Origin of the sequence: Alysiella crassa DSM 2578 (assembly GCF_000745955.1) — a bacterium.
GTDB lineage: Bacteria > Pseudomonadota > Gammaproteobacteria > Burkholderiales > Neisseriaceae > Simonsiella > Simonsiella crassa.
Genome location: NZ_KN050786.1, coordinates 42,359 through 57,581 on the forward strand (window position 1 = coordinate 42,359; position 15,223 = coordinate 57,581).

At 46.4% G+C, this 15,223-nt stretch carries 16 protein-coding genes; 2 read left to right on the top strand and 14 right to left on the bottom strand.

Annotated features, from left to right (window positions below; genetic code table 11):
* Position 1: 1 nt before the first annotated feature.
* From Q338_RS12735 to Q338_RS12765, 7 genes are all read right to left on the bottom strand, one after another.
* Positions 2–256, bottom strand: a complete 255-nt coding sequence (locus Q338_RS12735; protein WP_034296232.1) for an FAD assembly factor SdhE — start codon at positions 254–256, stop codon at positions 2–4.
* A gap of 114 nt (positions 257–370) precedes the next feature.
* Positions 371–1,075, bottom strand: coding sequence for a succinate dehydrogenase iron-sulfur subunit (locus Q338_RS12740; RefSeq protein ID WP_034296234.1), 705 nt, complete (start codon positions 1,073–1,075; stop codon positions 371–373).
* Positions 1,076–1,175: 100 nt separating this feature from the next.
* Positions 1,176–2,936, bottom strand: coding sequence for a succinate dehydrogenase flavoprotein subunit (gene sdhA, locus Q338_RS12745; protein ID WP_034296237.1), 1,761 nt, complete (start codon positions 2,934–2,936; stop codon positions 1,176–1,178).
* Between the two features lie 6 nt (positions 2,937–2,942).
* The gene (sdhD, locus tag Q338_RS12750) at positions 2,943–3,290 is read right to left on the bottom strand and encodes a succinate dehydrogenase, hydrophobic membrane anchor protein (protein ID WP_034296240.1); all 348 of its coding nucleotides are present in this window, start codon (positions 3,288–3,290) and stop codon (positions 2,943–2,945) included.
* A complete protein-coding gene (gene sdhC, locus Q338_RS12755; protein ID WP_034296243.1) occupies positions 3,284–3,685 on the bottom strand; it encodes a succinate dehydrogenase, cytochrome b556 subunit in 402 nt (133 codons plus the stop codon). The genes sdhD and sdhC overlap by 7 nt, the downstream gene beginning before the upstream one ends.
* A 422-nt stretch (positions 3,686–4,107) precedes the next feature.
* Positions 4,108–4,980: a site-specific tyrosine recombinase XerD gene (gene xerD, locus Q338_RS12760; RefSeq protein WP_034296246.1), complete on the bottom strand. Its 873-nt coding sequence runs from the start codon at positions 4,978–4,980 to the stop codon at positions 4,108–4,110.
* Positions 4,981–5,018: 38 nt separating this feature from the next.
* Positions 5,019–5,657, bottom strand: coding sequence for a LysM peptidoglycan-binding domain-containing M23 family metallopeptidase (locus Q338_RS12765; protein WP_034296249.1), 639 nt, complete (start codon positions 5,655–5,657; stop codon positions 5,019–5,021).
* A gap of 152 nt (positions 5,658–5,809) precedes the next feature.
* On the opposite strand from Q338_RS12765, the gene Q338_RS12770 reads away from it, so the two are divergent.
* Positions 5,810–6,430 carry a phosphoribosylanthranilate isomerase gene (locus Q338_RS12770; protein WP_034296252.1) on the top strand — a complete coding sequence of 207 codons (621 nt, stop codon included), beginning with the start codon at positions 5,810–5,812 and terminating at the stop codon, positions 6,428–6,430.
* A gap of 115 nt (positions 6,431–6,545) precedes the next feature.
* Positions 6,546–8,324 carry an ABC transporter ATP-binding protein/permease gene (locus Q338_RS12775; protein WP_034296255.1) on the top strand — a complete coding sequence of 593 codons (1,779 nt, stop codon included), beginning with the start codon at positions 6,546–6,548 and terminating at the stop codon, positions 8,322–8,324.
* A 66-nt stretch (positions 8,325–8,390) separates the two neighbouring features.
* Here the strand turns inward: Q338_RS12775 and thrC are convergent, their stop codons facing one another.
* From thrC to Q338_RS12810, 7 genes are all read right to left on the bottom strand, one after another.
* The gene (gene thrC / locus Q338_RS12780; RefSeq protein ID WP_034296257.1) at positions 8,391–9,803 is read right to left on the bottom strand and encodes a threonine synthase; all 1,413 of its coding nucleotides are present in this window, start codon (positions 9,801–9,803) and stop codon (positions 8,391–8,393) included.
* A 188-nt stretch (positions 9,804–9,991) separates the two neighbouring features.
* Positions 9,992–10,447 carry a hypothetical protein gene (locus Q338_RS12785; protein ID WP_034296259.1) on the bottom strand — a complete coding sequence of 152 codons (456 nt, stop codon included), beginning with the start codon at positions 10,445–10,447 and terminating at the stop codon, positions 9,992–9,994.
* A gap of 128 nt (positions 10,448–10,575) precedes the next feature.
* Positions 10,576–11,250, bottom strand: coding sequence for a sulfite exporter TauE/SafE family protein (locus tag Q338_RS12790; RefSeq protein WP_034296262.1), 675 nt, complete (start codon positions 11,248–11,250; stop codon positions 10,576–10,578).
* Between the two features lie 77 nt (positions 11,251–11,327).
* Positions 11,328–11,807, bottom strand: a complete 480-nt coding sequence (locus tag Q338_RS12795) for a carboxymuconolactone decarboxylase family protein (RefSeq protein ID WP_051968656.1) — start codon at positions 11,805–11,807, stop codon at positions 11,328–11,330.
* Between the two features lie 115 nt (positions 11,808–11,922).
* Positions 11,923–13,401, bottom strand: a complete 1,479-nt coding sequence (ubiD, locus tag Q338_RS12800; RefSeq protein WP_034296264.1) for a 4-hydroxy-3-polyprenylbenzoate decarboxylase — start codon at positions 13,399–13,401, stop codon at positions 11,923–11,925.
* 24 nt (positions 13,402–13,425) lie between these two features.
* On the bottom strand, positions 13,426–14,082 hold the full coding sequence (locus tag Q338_RS12805) for a hypothetical protein (protein ID WP_034296267.1): 657 nt from the start codon (positions 14,080–14,082) through the stop codon (positions 13,426–13,428).
* Between the two features lie 28 nt (positions 14,083–14,110).
* On the bottom strand, positions 14,111–15,070 hold the full coding sequence (locus Q338_RS12810; RefSeq protein ID WP_051968657.1) for a DUF1176 domain-containing protein: 960 nt from the start codon (positions 15,068–15,070) through the stop codon (positions 14,111–14,113).
* Between the last annotated feature and the right edge of the window lie 153 nt (positions 15,071–15,223).

Genomic DNA, 15,223 nt, shown 5'->3' on the forward strand with positions numbered 1-15,223 from the left:
TTTATGCTTTCGCATTTCTGATTCTTTGCAATAAGGGTTCAAAATCAGCGCGTGGCGATGGTTCATATTGATTGACGATTGCCAAAAATTCTTGGTCTTCCAACGCCAAAATATCCACGAATAGAGCTAATTCTTCATCGCTTAATTGCTCAAATTCTTCCGCCATAAATCGTTTTAACACGATGTCCAATTCCAATAAACCGCGTCGGGTTTGGAAGCGAATGCGGCGTTTTGCGGTATCGTCAAATTGTGCCATAGTCGTTTACCGTTTGTGAATGGGGTTTCGTTTTTCTAATGGTTGCGATTATTTTTTGTGAACGTGATTTCAGGCTGCCTGAACAATGGAGATAGATTCAGGCAGCCTGAAAAATTAAATGGCACGTTCCAACATAATCTCTTTGATTTTGCCAATCGCACGAGTCGGATTCAAATGTTTCGGACACACGTCCACGCAATTCATAATCGTGTGGCAACGGAACAAGCGATATGGGTCGTTCAAATTGTCCAAACGCTCATTGGTAATTGTGTCGCGGCTGTCGGCGATAAAGCGGTAAGCGTTCAACAAACCAGAAGGACCTACGAATTTATCAGGATTCCACCAGAATGATGGGCAAGACGTTGAGCAGCACGCGCACAAAATACACTCGTACAAACCGTCCAATTCAGCGCGGTCTTCTTGGCTTTGCAAACGCTCGCGTTCTGGCTTGGCGGTATCATTCACTACATAAGGTTTAATAGAATGATATTGTTTGAAAAATTGCGTCATGTCCACAATCAAATCGCGGATAACGGGTAAGCCAGGTAAGGGGCGCAGTACAATTGGTTGAGGCAGGCTGCGAATGTCAGTCAAGCAAGCCAAGCCATTCTTACCATTGATGTTCATGCCATCTGAACCGCAAATCCCTTCGCGGCAAGAACGGCGGAAAGATAAGCTGTCATCTTGTGCTTTCAATTTTACGAGCGCGTCCAATAATTTCACATCGGTGGCATCAATTTCCAACTCGTAATCTTGCATATAAGGTTTGGCATCGCGGTCTGGGTTGTAGCGATACACTTGTAGGCGAATTTTTTCCATGTGGGTGTTCCTTTTGTTTTTTCAGGCTGCCTGTTTTCTATATTTTTCCTAATTTAAGATTGGGAAAAGACTTTCAGGCTGCCTGAAAAAACTGGTTTTATTAGTAAACGCGTTTTGCTGGCTCAATGTAATCAACGGTCAAAGGCTTGGTGTGAACAGGTTTGTACACCAAACGATTGCCTTCTGAATAATACAAAGTGTGTTTCATCCAGTTTTCATCATCGCGCTCTGGGTGGTCATCGGAAGCGTGTGCGCCGCGAGATTCTTTGCGGGCTTCGGCGGACACGATGGTGGCTTTTGCCACTTCCATCAAATTATCCAATTCCAAAGCTTCAATACGAGCGGTGTTCCAAACTTGGCTCTTGTCTTTGATTTCAGTGCGTTTTACGCGTTCTGCCAATGCCAAGACTTTTTCCATACCTTCTTTCAAAATCACGTCTGTGCGGAACACGCCAGCGTGTAATTGAATGGTGCGTTGCAATTCGTTGCGCAAAGCGTCCACGTTTTCGCCGCCTGTTTGATTGTTCAAACGGTCAAGACGTTGTTTGGTGAACTCGCCCGCGTTTTCAGGCAAAGGTTTGAAATCATTGTTTTTAACGTATTCCGCCATGCTGTCGCCAGCCGATTTACCGAATACCACCAAGTCCAACAAAGAGTTTGTCCCCAAACGATTTGCGCCGTGTACCGAAGCGCAAGCACATTCGCCTGCCGCGTACAAGCCGTTTACCACTTTTTCAGGATTGTCGCCTTCTGGCACAACCACTTCGCCCAAATAATTGGTTGGGATACCGCCCATCATGTAGTGTGTGGTGGGTACAACTGGGATTGGGTCTTTAATCGGGTCCACGCCAGCAAATTGAATGGAAATTTCACGAATCCCTGGTAATTTGGACATGATTTTTTCCGCACCAATGTGGTCAATTTTCAACAATACATGGTCTTTTTTCGGGCCACAACCGCGACCTTCATAAATTTCCATCGCCATCGCGCGTGAAACCACATCGCGTGAAGCCAAATCTTTCACGGTTGGCGCATAGCGTTCCATGAAACGCTCGCCTTGCGCGTTCAACAAAATACCGCCTTCACCGCGCACACCTTCGGTAATCAACACGCCAGCACCTGCCACGCCAGTTGGGTGGAATTGCCAGAATTCCATGTCTTCCAATGGAATGCCTGCGCGAGCGCAAATGCCCAAGCCGTCGCCTGTGTTCATGAATGCGTTGGTGGAAGAAGCGTAAATGCGACCGCCACCGCCTGTGGCGAACAACACGCCTTTGGTATGGAAAATAAACACTTCGCCACTTTCCATTTCCATCGCGGTAACGCCGACCACATCGCCATGGTCATCACGAATCAAGTCCAGCGCAGTCCATTCCACGAAAAAGTTGGTGCCAGCACGCACGTTTTGTTGATACAAAGTGTGCAACATGGCATGACCTGTGCGGTCGGCTACGGCACAAGCGCGTTCTACGGCACGTTTGCCGTATTCGGCGGTGTGTCCACCGAATGGACGTTGGTAAATTTTGCCGCTTTCCACGCGGTCAAATGGCATACCCATGTGTTCCAATTCCACCACCGCATCTACGGCGTTTTTACACATGAATTCAATCGCGTCTTGGTCGCCCAGCCAGTCTGAACCTTTTACGGTGTCATACATGTGCCAGTGCCAATTGTCTTCTTGCACATTGCCCAAGGACGCAGACACGCCCCCTTGCGCCGCCACCGTGTGCGAGCGCGTAGGGAATACTTTAGATAATACGGCGGTGTTTAAACCAGCCTGTGATAATTGCAGGGCTGCACGCAAACCCGCACCACCCGCGCCGACCACTACGGCATCAAATTTACGAATCGGATAAGTCATGATTTTTTAGCCCCAAATTGCAAAGAATGAATAAACGGTACAGCCCACCAACCAAATAATCGTGGCAGACTGCAAAAACATACGCAAATAGAATGGTTTAATATAGTCCATCCACAAATCGCGCATACCTACCCAAGCATGCAAGAATAGGGCGATAAACGTGGTTTGCGTGAATACTTTTACCCACGTTTTGTCAAAAAAGGCTTGCCATTCGGTGTAATCGTCTGCACCAGCCATGCCTAATAAAAAGAATAAAAACAAAACAGTATAGGCAACCATCACCACAGCCGTCATGCGCTGCATTACCCAATCGCGCACACCATAATGTGCGCCAGTTAATTTGCGGTTTACCATAATGCAATCCCCAAAACAAAAGCGGTTACTGCGCCAGCAATTAGAACGATACGCGCAGATTTACGCGCTGTTTCCAAGTTCAAGCCGATTTCAGCGTCAATCAATAAAAAGCGCACGCCAGCAAATAAATGGTGGCAGAACGCCCACAAAACGCCCCACAAAATCAACTTGACGAACCAATTGTCTGCCCATGCTTTGTAGAAAGCAAAATCTTCGCCGCTAGAGCGCGAGCCGCTCAACATCGCCAGCAGAAACGGTAATAAAATAAACAGCGCAACGCCCGTAGCGCGGTGCAAAATGGATACAATCGCAGGCATGGGTAAATGCTTGATAATTGTGGGCATATCCAAATACACGGGGCGTTTTTTGCCAGAGTGTAATTTTTCGGTTTGCATAAAGATTTCCTCTTTGCTGGCACACTTTTCAGGCAGCCTGAAAAGTGAATACCGCAAATCAATGTTTTTCTAAATGAATTAAATTCATGCAAAGCAATCAAAAAATCAATAGAATTTGACCGCTTTGCACGGGGTGTTAATTTACCTTGTTTTTGTGAACTTGGGTAGTCTTATTTTTCAAAAATCCTATTAAATTGATGGAGATAGATGAGCGTAATAGTGTGTAATTATGTTTACATAAATTGATGTTTGTAAACAAAAAAATTGGATTAAAAAAACATTTTTTCGTAAATAAAAAAATTTCTTATTTATAAATATTTGAATTTTATTAAAAAATAATTTGCATAAAAAACGCATTTTACACATTTTCAGGCTGCCTAAAGTGTGCAAAATGTATGAATAAAAATCACGTCTATTTGGGATTAGGCGCGTGGATGGTGTTGTTCTACAATGTGTTTTAGTCGCTCATTGGCAACATGGGTGTAAATCTGTGTAGTGGCAATGTCGGCGTGTCCCAGCAACATTTGCACGGTACGCAAATCCGCGCCATGATTGACCAAATGGGTGGCAAACGCATGGCGCAAACTGTGTGGCGATAGCGATTTTATGCCAACCAAATCAGCATATTGTTTTACAATCAGCCATGCCAATTGGCGCGTAATCCCTGTTTTTTTTTGACTGACAAATAGGGCATCGCAACGCCGATTTTTCAACAAAAGAGGTCGCCCAAATTGGATATATTGTCCAATCCAATGCACCGCTTCTTCACCAAGTGGCACAATGCGCTGTTTGTCGCCTTTACCGATGGTATTGACTAAACCATTGTTTAGATTGACCTCATCGCTGCGTAATTTGACGGCTTCGCTCACGCGCAAACCTGTGGCGTACATCAATTCCAGTAAGGCTTTGTCGCGCAAACCGTGTGGCGTGTCCAAATCGGGCGCGTTGAGCAGGTCGTCAATTTGTTGTTCGGTGATGATTTTGGGCAGGGTGTGCGGGGTTTTGTTGGCTTTTAAATCGCGGGTGGGATTGTCTTCGCGCTGCGCGGTTTCTGCCAGCCAACCATACAGCCGCTTGACCGCCGACAAAGCGCGTGCCTGTGAACGTGGCTGTTCATCGGGCGCGTACACCGCCGCCGCCAAATCCACCGCGTTTGCCGTCCAAAAATCCAATTCTTGTTCGGAAAGACGGGTGGCGATTTTGTGTAAATCACGGCGATAGGCTTCCAAAGTATTGTGGGCAAGTCGTTCTTGTAGCCAGAGATGTTCTAGTAATTGGTCAATTAAATCAGTCATTTGGAGCTTTCAGGCTGCCTGAAAATATTACCGTACTATTATTTGAAATAATGAGTTGGATTAACGTGCTTGCCATTCACACGCAATTCAAAATGCAAAGCCGTGCGCCCATCGCGCCGACCGCTATCGCCCACTTCGGCGATGATTTGTCCTGCTTTGACACGTGCGTCCATTGGCACGAGCAGGTTTTCATTATTGGCATAAGCGGTTATGGTCGTATTGCTGTGGCGAATGAGCAGCATTTTGCCGTAATGTGGCACAGTGCTGCCTGAATAAATTACCACGCCATCTGCGGCGGCATGTACCAGCGTGCCGCGTTCTGCGGCGATGTCAATGCCTTTGCTGGTGTTGCTGTAGTTTTGAATGATTTTGCCTTTGACGGGCATGTGTAAACTGAATGTTTTGCCAGCATTGTTTGGTGCGATTTTATGATTATATGGTGGGCGGATAATCAGTTTATCGCCCACATGAATGGTGTCGCTGCTTAAATTATTCCAACGGCGCAAATCTGCCACATTCACGCGAAAACGCTGTGAAATGCGCGTCAGCGTGTCGCCCGTTTGGATGCAGTATTGCCCCGCAGGTGGGTTGGTGCAGGGGCGGCGTGAATTGCCATCGCCTGCACAAGCGGCGAGTAGGGCGGTGGTGGTGAGTAAAATAAAGCTGTTTTTTATCATGATGTTGTTTCTCTGTTTATGCAATTTGGGTTAAGGAAATTATCTGTTTTCAGGTAGCCTGAAAGCCATCAATGGTAACAAATTTTGGGCAGTCGTGCAGTTTATGATATAGTTTCTACTCTAAAAATTGAGCGAAAATAAGGTTTAATGATATGAAAATTCACACAAAAATTTGCGGTATCACGCGCAGCGAAGATGCGCTAAAGGCGGCGGCTTTGGGGGTGGATGCGCTGGGTTTTGTCTTTTTTGCGGGCAGCAAACGCGCCATCACGCCCGAAGCCGCCAAGCCCATTATTCAACAATTGCCGCCATTTGTGAGTGCGGTGGGCTTGTTTGTGAATGAGACGGCGGAAAATATCCAAAAAATTCTGCAAACCGTGCCATTGGATATTTTGCAATTTCACGGTGATGAGTCGCCCGAATTTTGTCGCCAATTTCATCGCCCCTATTTAAAAGCGGTGCGCGTGCGTTCGGAGGCGGATGTGCTGGACGCGTTGGAAAAATATGATGACGCGCGGGCGGTACTTTTTGATGCCTATGTGGTGGGTGAATACGGTGGTACAGGTCATGCTTTTGATTGGACGATGTTGCCTGATGATTTGGGTGCACGCTGGATTTTGTCGGGGGGGCTGAATGTGGACAATCTGGCGGCGGCTTTGGCGCAAACGGGCGCGGTGGCGGTGGACGTGTCTAGTGGTGTGGAACAATCGGCTGGTGTGAAATCGCCCGAATTGATGGCAAAATTTCTTTCTATTTGTCAATCAAAAACTTAAATGGTTTACACTTTTGTTGCAAAATATTCTCAATTATAATGGATTCAGGCAGCCTGAAAGCGTTTTCAGGCTGCCTGAATTTTTATCTCCCATCATTAATTATTGAAATAAAATCATGCAAAAATGGCAAATTGAATTGTATAACACGCCCTTATGGTTATTGAAAACCTTTGCGGGGGTATTGTTGGCGTGTCTTATCCTGATTTTTTGGGTGGGCAAAACGCGTTTTGGTGTGCAATTTCGCCATGTTTTAACGCTGTGTTTGGACAAAAAAACGCTGTTTCGTGTGTTGTTGATGATTGCGGCGATGATAATTTTATTGCTGACGGAAGTGCGTTTAAATGTATTAAGTACCTTTATGTCCAATGGTTTATATACATCTATGCAGGATTTGAATGTGAATGCGTTTTGGGTATTTGCGGCGATGAATGCGGCGGTGGTTTTGTTGCGGACGTTTAATGGCGCGGTGAATGATTTTTTTGACCAAGCCCTTGAGATTAAATGGTCGGAGCGGCTGAATGCGGTGCTGGTGGCGCGCTGGTTGGCAGACAAAAACTATTACCGCCTGCAAATGCTGCGCCATACGCCCGATAATATTGATCAACGTATTCAACAAGATGTACAGGACTTTATTCACAATACCATTGAATTTGTGCGTGGCATGCTCAATTCGGTGATTTCGTCTATGGAGTTTGCGGTGGTGCTGTGGGGGCTGGCTGGGGTGCTGACGGTGTTTGGGGTCAATATTCCGCATGGGATTGTTTTCTTTGTGTTTATTTTTGTGATTGTGGCGACTGTGGTGGTGATGTGGATAGGTAAACCATTGATTCAATACAATTATGAAAATGAGCGATTGAACGGCGATTATCGCTATTCCCTGATTCGGGTGCGCGACCATGCGGAGAGTGTGGCGTTTTATCATGGCGAATCGGCGGAGCATTTGCGTTTATCACAACGTTTTGTTTTGATTATTCAAAATCGTTGGCGCATGGCGCGACAAAGTGTGGGTTTGAGTGGTTTTAACGATATGTTTAGCCAAGCGGTGCAATTATTGCCGATTATTTTGCAAGCACCGCGCCTGTTTGCGGGGCAAATTAAATTGGGCGATATTCAGCAAACGGTGCAAACCTTTGCGCGATTGCAACGCGCTTTGTCGTTTTTTCGCTTATTTTATGAGCAATTTACTGCATATCGGGCGCGTTTGGAGCGTTTGAGCGGATTTTTGGCGAGCATGGAAAAAGAAGCAGCAATCGCCCACGCGCAACGCGAAACGGTTTCAGGCTGCCTGAAATTATCAGACGTAAGCCTATTGCGCCCCAATGGGGAAATTTTATTAAATAACATTCATTTAAGCGTAGGGCAGGGCGAAAGTTTATTGATTAAAGGCAAATCGGGTTGTGGCAAAACATCTTTATTGCGAATGTTGGCGGGGCTGTGGACGTTTGGCGGTTCGGGCAAAGTGTTTGCGCCTGATTTTGCTGAAACCATGTTTGTGCCGCAACGCGCTTATGTGCCGCAGGGTACGCTGCGCGAAGCGGTGTGTTATCCCGATTTGCAGACGAGTGAAGCGGAATTGCATGCGGTTTTGCGTGAATGTGAATTGGCGCATTTGATTGATTTTTTGGATAAATCTAAAGATTGGCAACATTTATTGTCGTTGGGCGAATTGCAGCGCATTGCTTTTGCGCGAATTTTTTTGGCGCGACCCAAATTGATTTTGCTGGACGAAGCCACCGCCGCATTAGACGAAGCCACCGAAGCACAATTATATGATTTAATGAAACAAAAATTGCCTGATAGCATTATCGTCAGTATTGGGCACCGCAGCACGTTGGCGGCATTTCATGATGACAGTGTGGACGTGAGTGGGTGTTGTGGGGTGCGTGAAACATAATATTAGGCAGCCTGAAATTTTTCAGGCTGCCTGAATATTTTTTTAAATCAATTCATTATCTAATGATTAATTATCTAATTTTTCCCGAATAATCATTTTCACCACATCGGCATTGTTTGGCACGACTTGCACGCGCTGCGGCAAATCTTCCAAACCCGCCAATTTGGCTGGGCGCGGAATCGCCACATCGCCAACGGCTTCACGAATCGTCTCGTCAAATTTCGCTGCCAATGCGGTTTCCAAGCAAATAATGGTTTCGTCTGGCAAACGCACTTCACGCGCCACTTTCACGCCGTCTGCGGTGTGTGGGTCAATTAATTCGCCATCGGTTTCAAAGACTTGCTTGATGGTCGCCAAACGGTCGCGGTGTAAACTTTTGCCCGACACAAAACCATATTGTTCCCGAATTTCAGGCAGCCTGAACGCCAAATTGAAGCCTTTGCCCGTTCCCACTTCCGCCCACAAACTTGCCACTTCGCTGCTGTCGCGTTCCATTAAATCACAAATAAAGCGTTCAAAATTAGAGGCTTTGCTGATGTCCATAGAGGGGCTGGAGGTTACATAAGTGTGTTCGGTATTGCGCGGACGGTATTCGCCCGTTTTGAAAAATTGGTCAAGCACGTCATTTTCATTGGTGGCGACAATTAAGCGTTTGATGGGCAAACCCATTTGTTTGGCGATATGCCCCGCGCAGACATTGCCGAAATTGCCGCTTGGCACGCAGAAGCTGACTTCTTGGCGATTGTTTTCGGTGGCGCGGAAATAGCCTGCGAAATAGTAAACCACTTGCGCGACAATTCGCCCCCAGTTAATGCTGTTTACTGTGCCGATGTGGTATTTTTCTTTGAAACTGTGGTCGTTTTGTACGGCTTTGACAATGTCTTGGCAGTCGTCAAACATGCCTTTTACGGCGATATTGACAATGTTTTCGTCTTGTAAACTGAACATTTGGGCGCGTTGGAAAGCGGACATTTTGCCTTCGGGCGAGAGCATAAACACGTTTACGCCTTTTTTGCCACGCAAAGCGTATTCGGCAGCAGAGCCTGTGTCGCCACTGGTTGCGCCTAAAATATTTAACTGTTTGTTTTGTTTATTTAATACATATTCAAACATATTGCCCAAAAATTGCATTGCCATATCTTTAAACGCGAGCGTGGGACCATTGGACAGGGCTTGAATTTTAATGCCGTCCGACAGGGTACGCACGGGCGTGATGTCGGGCGTGCCAAAGGTTTCTTCGGTGTAGGTGCGCGAAATAATGTTGTGCAAATCTTCGGCAGGAATATCGGTAGCAAATAGGCTGATGATTTCAAAAGCCAAATTTTTGTAACTCAAATTGCGCCAATTCGCCAACATGGTTTCGGAAACCACAGGATATTCTTCAGGCAGCATTAAACCACCATCGGGGGCTAATCCCATTAACAAAATATCGCTGAAGGTTTTGCGCTCGGTTTGTCCGCGTGTGCTGATGTAGTGCATGATTGGGGTCTCGTTGAATAACTGGTTGAATAAATAGCTGGAGAATAAATTTCAGGCTGCCTGAAAAATAGGCATTGCCGTAGGGTGGGTGTAAACCCACCATTTTGTTGAATATCAACAATTTTGGTGGGTTTACTACGTCAGATTGACACGTTTTTTTATAGGGTACTGCAAGGCAGCCTGCAACATTATTTACCCGTAATGCTGTCGGTAAACAAGCGTTTGTAGCAAGCGGTTACGGTTTTGGTGGTGATTTCGGTCATCAATTTGGCGCGACCTGTTTCGGTCATCACATTGGCTAAATCGGCGGCGGTGATGTGTTGTGGGGCTTCTTCGCTCACGCAACCGCAGATTTTGTCTTCCCATTCGGCTTGTTTTTCTGCCGTCATCAACAGGGCGGCGGTACGCCATTCTTTGCGGGCTTGTAAATTTGTAACACATTGATTATTTACATACATTTTAATCAACCCAGCCGTAATGCTGGGCGATTTGCCTTCGGTGTTGGTTTGATTGTCGCCGCCGTTTACCATGCCGCCCAGCACCGAACCCACGCCCGCCGCCATATCATTTACCGCGCTGCCCGAACCCGCGCAACCTGCCAACAAAAATGCCGCCAACGCCGCCGCAGAAGTTAATTTTTTCATACATTATCCTAAAATCAGTTTGTTAAAAGGGAAAAACAAGATTATGCGCATAATCAGGTATAAAAACAAGTTTCAGGCTGCCTGAAATATAAAATAATATTTTTATTCAATTATTTAAGATAATTTATTCAGGCTGCCTGCACAATTTGCCACAGCGACCCAATCGCCCAGCCACACACCAACAATCCCGCCACCAAACGCACCCATTTATGTTGCAAAAAAACACGCAATTGGGCGGCAAACACGCCCATCGCCAACAAATTCGGCAAAGTCCCCAGCCCAAACGCCAACATCAGCAAACCCCCTTGCGCCGCCGAACCGCTTCCCAGCGCGTACAAAGAAGCGTTGTACACCAAACCACACGGCAGCCAGCCCCACAACACCCCCACCCATAGGCAGCCTGAAACCGATTGTATGGGTAATAATTTGTTTAATAAGGGATTAATTTTCCGCCAAACAGGTTTGCCCAATAATTCCACTTTCGCCGCCAACGCCCACACACCCGCCAAATACAAACCCATCAATAATAATAAAATATTCGCCGCCACATGCAAAATCAGTTGAGCCGAACGCGCTTCATCTAATGCCAAACCCAATTGCGACAATGCGCCCATCAATGCGCCAATGGCAATATAACTGCTGATTCGTCCAATATTCAGTAATGTAATCAATAAAATACGCGGAATATGGAGCGGCAATTGTAAGGCAAACGCGCTGCTCAAGCCGCCGCACATGCCCACGCAATGCGTGCCACCAAAAAAACCCAACACAAATAAAGTTAAATAATTAATTTCGGGAAACATATTGATTTTTAAAATAAAAAAATAATGGGTGAATCATTGAATCCACCCACTTTATGATTTTTCAGGCAGCCTGAAAATTAACGCTGATGTCCAAATGCCGCGTCTTCCGCGCCCACTTCAGGCAAAAACGCCGCCGCCAAACGATGACGTGAATTGGCGGTGGCAATAATAAAACTCAAGTCCACCAATTCTTCTTCTGTGAAAAAATCTTTAATGTAATCATAATCTTTGCGAGAAACACCATGACCGCATAATTTGGTCAGCAATTCTGTCCATTGCAAGGCGGCGCGTTCACGGTCGTTGAACAAGTCCGAATCGTACCAAATCGCCAAATGGTGCAAGCGCAAATCGCTTTCGCCCAAATCTTTGGCGATTTTTACATGTTTATCAACATGATACAGGCTGCCATTGATTTGTGCGGCGCGGATTTTAATCAATTCGCGCAATTTGGGTTCAATCGTGTTTTCCGCTAATAAAGTTTCCAATTGGCGAATCACATGGTCATAACGACCGCCGATTTCTTTAAACGCCAAACGCGCAGGTTCACGTTTACGCATGGTTTACTCCTTCGTGAGATGGGTTAAGGGACTGTTTGTATTATATAGATTTTGTGAATGGGTGTGTTGGGAAATTTCAGGCTGCCTGAAAATATCAGGCAGCCTGAAACACATTTCACAAACCCAAATCCGCCCACATTTTATCCACTTTCGCCACCGTGTCAGGGTTATGTTTAATTGGCACACCCCACTCGCGGTTGGTTTCGCCCGCCCATTTATTCGTCGCGTCCAAGCCCATTTTGCCGCCCAAACCGCTCACGGGGCTGGCAAAATCCAAATAATCAATCGGCGTGTTTTCCATCAAAACCGTGTCGCGCACAGGGTCCATGCGCGTGGTCATCGCCCAGATGACTTGTTTCCAGTCGCGTACGTCAATGTCATTGTCCACCACCACAATGAATTTGGTGTACATAAATTGCCGCAAAAATGACCAGCAACCCATCATCACGCGCTTGGCGTGTCCCGCGTATTGCTTTTTCATGCTCACGACCGCCATGCGATAGGAACAGGCTTCGGGCGGTAAATAAAAGTCCACAATTTCAGGAAATTGCTTTTGCAACAATGGCACAAACACCTCATTCAGAGCCTCGCCCAATACGGCAGGTTCATCGGGCGGTGCGCCTGTGTAGGTGCTGTGGTAAATGGGGTTTTCGCGCATGGTAATGCGTTCCACCGTGAACACAGGGAAATAATCCTGTTCATTGTAATAGCCCGTGTGGTCGCCATAAGGACCTTCCAGCGCGACTTCATCGGGGTAAATCACGCCTTCCAACACGATTTCGGCGCGCGCTGGGACGTGCAAATCGTTGCCAATGCACTTGGTCAATTCGGTGCGCGCGCCACGCAGCAAACCTGCAAATTGGTATTCGCTCAACGTATCGGGAACGGGCGTTACCGCGCCCAAGATGGTGGCAGGGTCGCAACCCAACACCACCGAAACAGGGTAGGGCTGGTCGGGGAACAGGCGTTTGTGTTCTTGAAAATCCAATGCGCCGCCGCGATGTGCCAACCAACGCATAATCACTTTGTTTTTGCTCAACACTTGCTGCCTGTAAATGCCCAAGTTTTGGCGTTTTTTGTTGTAACCACGCGTTACGGTCAAGCCCCAAGTAATCAAAGGCGCAACATCGCCCGCCCAACAATGCTGAATCGGCAAATCGTACAAATTGACATTTTCCCCTTCCAAAACAATTTCTTGGCAAGGGGTGTTTTTGACGATATTCGGTGCCATGCTCCAAATGTCTTTGAGCAAGGGCAATTTGCTGAATGCGTCTTTTACGCCTTTGGGCGGCTCGGGTTCTTTCAAATATGCCAAGGTTTTGCCGATTTCGCGTAATTGGCTGATGTCGCTCGCGCCCATGCCCATGGCAACGCGCTCGGTGGTGCCAAACAAATTTGCCAAAACGGGGTAGGGGTATTTGGTGCCGTCTGCTTTGACCACGTTTTCAAACAACAAAGCCGCTCCGCCAGCACGCAAAACGCGGTCGCTGATTTCGGTGATTTCCAAATAGGGCGACACGGGGGCGGTGATGCGTTTGAGTTTGCCTTGTTGTTCAAGGATTTGGATAAATTCGCGTAGGTCTTTGTATTTCATATTATTTCTTTCTGATTTGAATTTTCAGGCTGCCTGAAACTGATGAATCCATATTTCGCGTTGTGCAGGGTCTTGGGTGGCAATCAATTGTGTGAACAATTTGCTTAATTTCTTCTCATCAATCGCCAAATTGTCCAATGATAAATAAGCATTTTGTTGTACCAAATGGGTTTTAAAATAATTTTTCAGATTTTGCCAACTGGATTGTGATTGGGGATTTTCAGGCTGCAATCGTTCGTCAGACGAAGTGGGACGGTAAACCAAAATGAGAGAAACATTGCCTTTGTAGTTGCGAAACTCAAACGAAGCAATATTGTCCCAAGCCATGCTGATTTGTTCGCGGTGGCTGCTGATGTTGTAGGCATTGATGGTGATTTGCGGCTTTTTTTGAAACAGATAGATGATATTCCAGTATGTTTGGCGGAATGAAGACAAAATGCCCCAAAGCAAATTCAAAACCAACATTCCAACAAAAATAAGGAATATGCCCCACTCTGTATCCCATATTTTTTGCAGCCATGCCAACCAATTGATTTCTTTGAGCATCGGCAACATTTCACGCGCCTGTTGCTGCCATGGGCTGCCGTCAAACCACCAATATAATCCAGCCAATACAAGATACGGCAATAAAATATCAATCAAAAGACTGATTTTGCTGTGGTAAATATGGATTTCTCTCATCAAAAAAACCTTTCAGGCTGCCTGAACATTATTTCACATCGCTCACAAAAGTCGGCAAATGCCACGCGCCGCCCGCAAAACCGCGACACATACCCGTTGTATGCGCTGACGTTTGCACAAAACGGCGACCATTCCAAACATATTCTGCGCCCGACCAACAATCGCCCATACCGCGACTTTTGTGGTAATTGCTAATCACGCCCTTTGCATAATCCGAGCCGTCTGTGGTGGGGATTTGGTGGATTTGGCGGCGCGAATTGTCCAGCACCGCATACGCGTAGCCCACATTATACGCGCCGCGCCAACATTCTGTTTCGGCTAACACATTTTGCGCGTTCAGGCGATAGAGCGAAACGGGGTGGCTGGATTCGTGTAATTCGTGGCAGGTGTCGTTGTTGATTTTGCCGCGCAATAATTGGCGAATGGCGTTTTGTTCGGCTGAACTGATTTTCAGGCTGCCTGAAAGCGTTTTGGCTGGTTTGATAAGGGGTTTGGGCTGCGGTTTGAGTTTGCCAAATTGTTGAAATTCATCGGCTTTCAACCAAGCCGCCGCCGCACCCGCATTGGACAAAACAAACACATTTTTGCCCACCCGAATATGCACCACGCCGCGCCCTTTGGTGGCGGCGATGATGGCGGCGGTGTGGCTGGGCGAAAGCGGCACGCTGTCGCCTTGCTTGAATGGGATTTTGCCAATGATTTGATGGTCAATCAATAAGTGAATATTTTGGGGATTGCCCATATTTTTTTCGCTTAACCAAGTCAATTCGCCCGAAATTTGCTGTGAACCTGCTTGGCGGGTAAATAAGACGGAAACCAAGTTTTCATCTTCATTTTCATGATGATAACCCACCACGCGGCAAGTGCCTGTGTTGTCGCAAGCGGTTGCCCAGTCTTTGTGTTCAAAATAAATGTCTTGCAAAGGGGCGGCGAGCGCGTTCACACAAATGAAACTGCCGAATAATAGCCCATATTTTGTTTTTATCATGATTTTCTCCGTTTCAGGCTGCCTTACCATTATTTTGAAAATTGGTATAAAAATTGCTTGTTAAAATATTTTAACACTTTTTCAGTTATTTGTAAAAAACGGATAAAAATCCAAGATTTTTATGATAGAATAAAATTATGGATTCATAATTAT

Coding starts and splice junctions, on each gene's coding strand:
- Q338_RS12795 (WP_051968656.1), bottom strand. CDS start 11,807: ATGCGTAAACGTGAACCTGCGCGTTTGGCGTTTAAAGAAATCGGCGGT.
- Q338_RS12740 (WP_034296234.1), bottom strand. CDS start 1,075: ATGGAAAAAATTCGCCTACAAGTGTATCGCTACAACCCAGACCGCGAT.
- Q338_RS12805 (WP_034296267.1), bottom strand. CDS start 14,082: ATGAGAGAAATCCATATTTACCACAGCAAAATCAGTCTTTTGATTGAT.
- thrC (WP_034296257.1), bottom strand. CDS start 9,803: ATGCACTACATCAGCACACGCGGACAAACCGAGCGCAAAACCTTCAGC.
- Q338_RS12785 (WP_034296259.1), bottom strand. CDS start 10,447: ATGAAAAAATTAACTTCTGCGGCGGCGTTGGCGGCATTTTTGTTGGCA.
- Q338_RS12775 (WP_034296255.1), top strand. CDS start 6,546: ATGCAAAAATGGCAAATTGAATTGTATAACACGCCCTTATGGTTATTG.
- Q338_RS12765 (WP_034296249.1), bottom strand. CDS start 5,657: ATGATAAAAAACAGCTTTATTTTACTCACCACCACCGCCCTACTCGCC.
- Q338_RS12770 (WP_034296252.1), top strand. CDS start 5,810: ATGAAAATTCACACAAAAATTTGCGGTATCACGCGCAGCGAAGATGCG.
- Q338_RS12790 (WP_034296262.1), bottom strand. CDS start 11,250: ATGTTTCCCGAAATTAATTATTTAACTTTATTTGTGTTGGGTTTTTTT.
- Q338_RS12735 (WP_034296232.1), bottom strand. CDS start 256: ATGGCACAATTTGACGATACCGCAAAACGCCGCATTCGCTTCCAAACC.
- ubiD (WP_034296264.1), bottom strand. CDS start 13,401: ATGAAATACAAAGACCTACGCGAATTTATCCAAATCCTTGAACAACAA.
- sdhA (WP_034296237.1), bottom strand. CDS start 2,936: ATGACTTATCCGATTCGTAAATTTGATGCCGTAGTGGTCGGCGCGGGT.
- sdhC (WP_034296243.1), bottom strand. CDS start 3,685: ATGCAAACCGAAAAATTACACTCTGGCAAAAAACGCCCCGTGTATTTG.
- sdhD (WP_034296240.1), bottom strand. CDS start 3,290: ATGGTAAACCGCAAATTAACTGGCGCACATTATGGTGTGCGCGATTGG.
- xerD (WP_034296246.1), bottom strand. CDS start 4,980: ATGACTGATTTAATTGACCAATTACTAGAACATCTCTGGCTACAAGAA.
- Q338_RS12810 (WP_051968657.1), bottom strand. CDS start 15,070: ATGATAAAAACAAAATATGGGCTATTATTCGGCAGTTTCATTTGTGTG.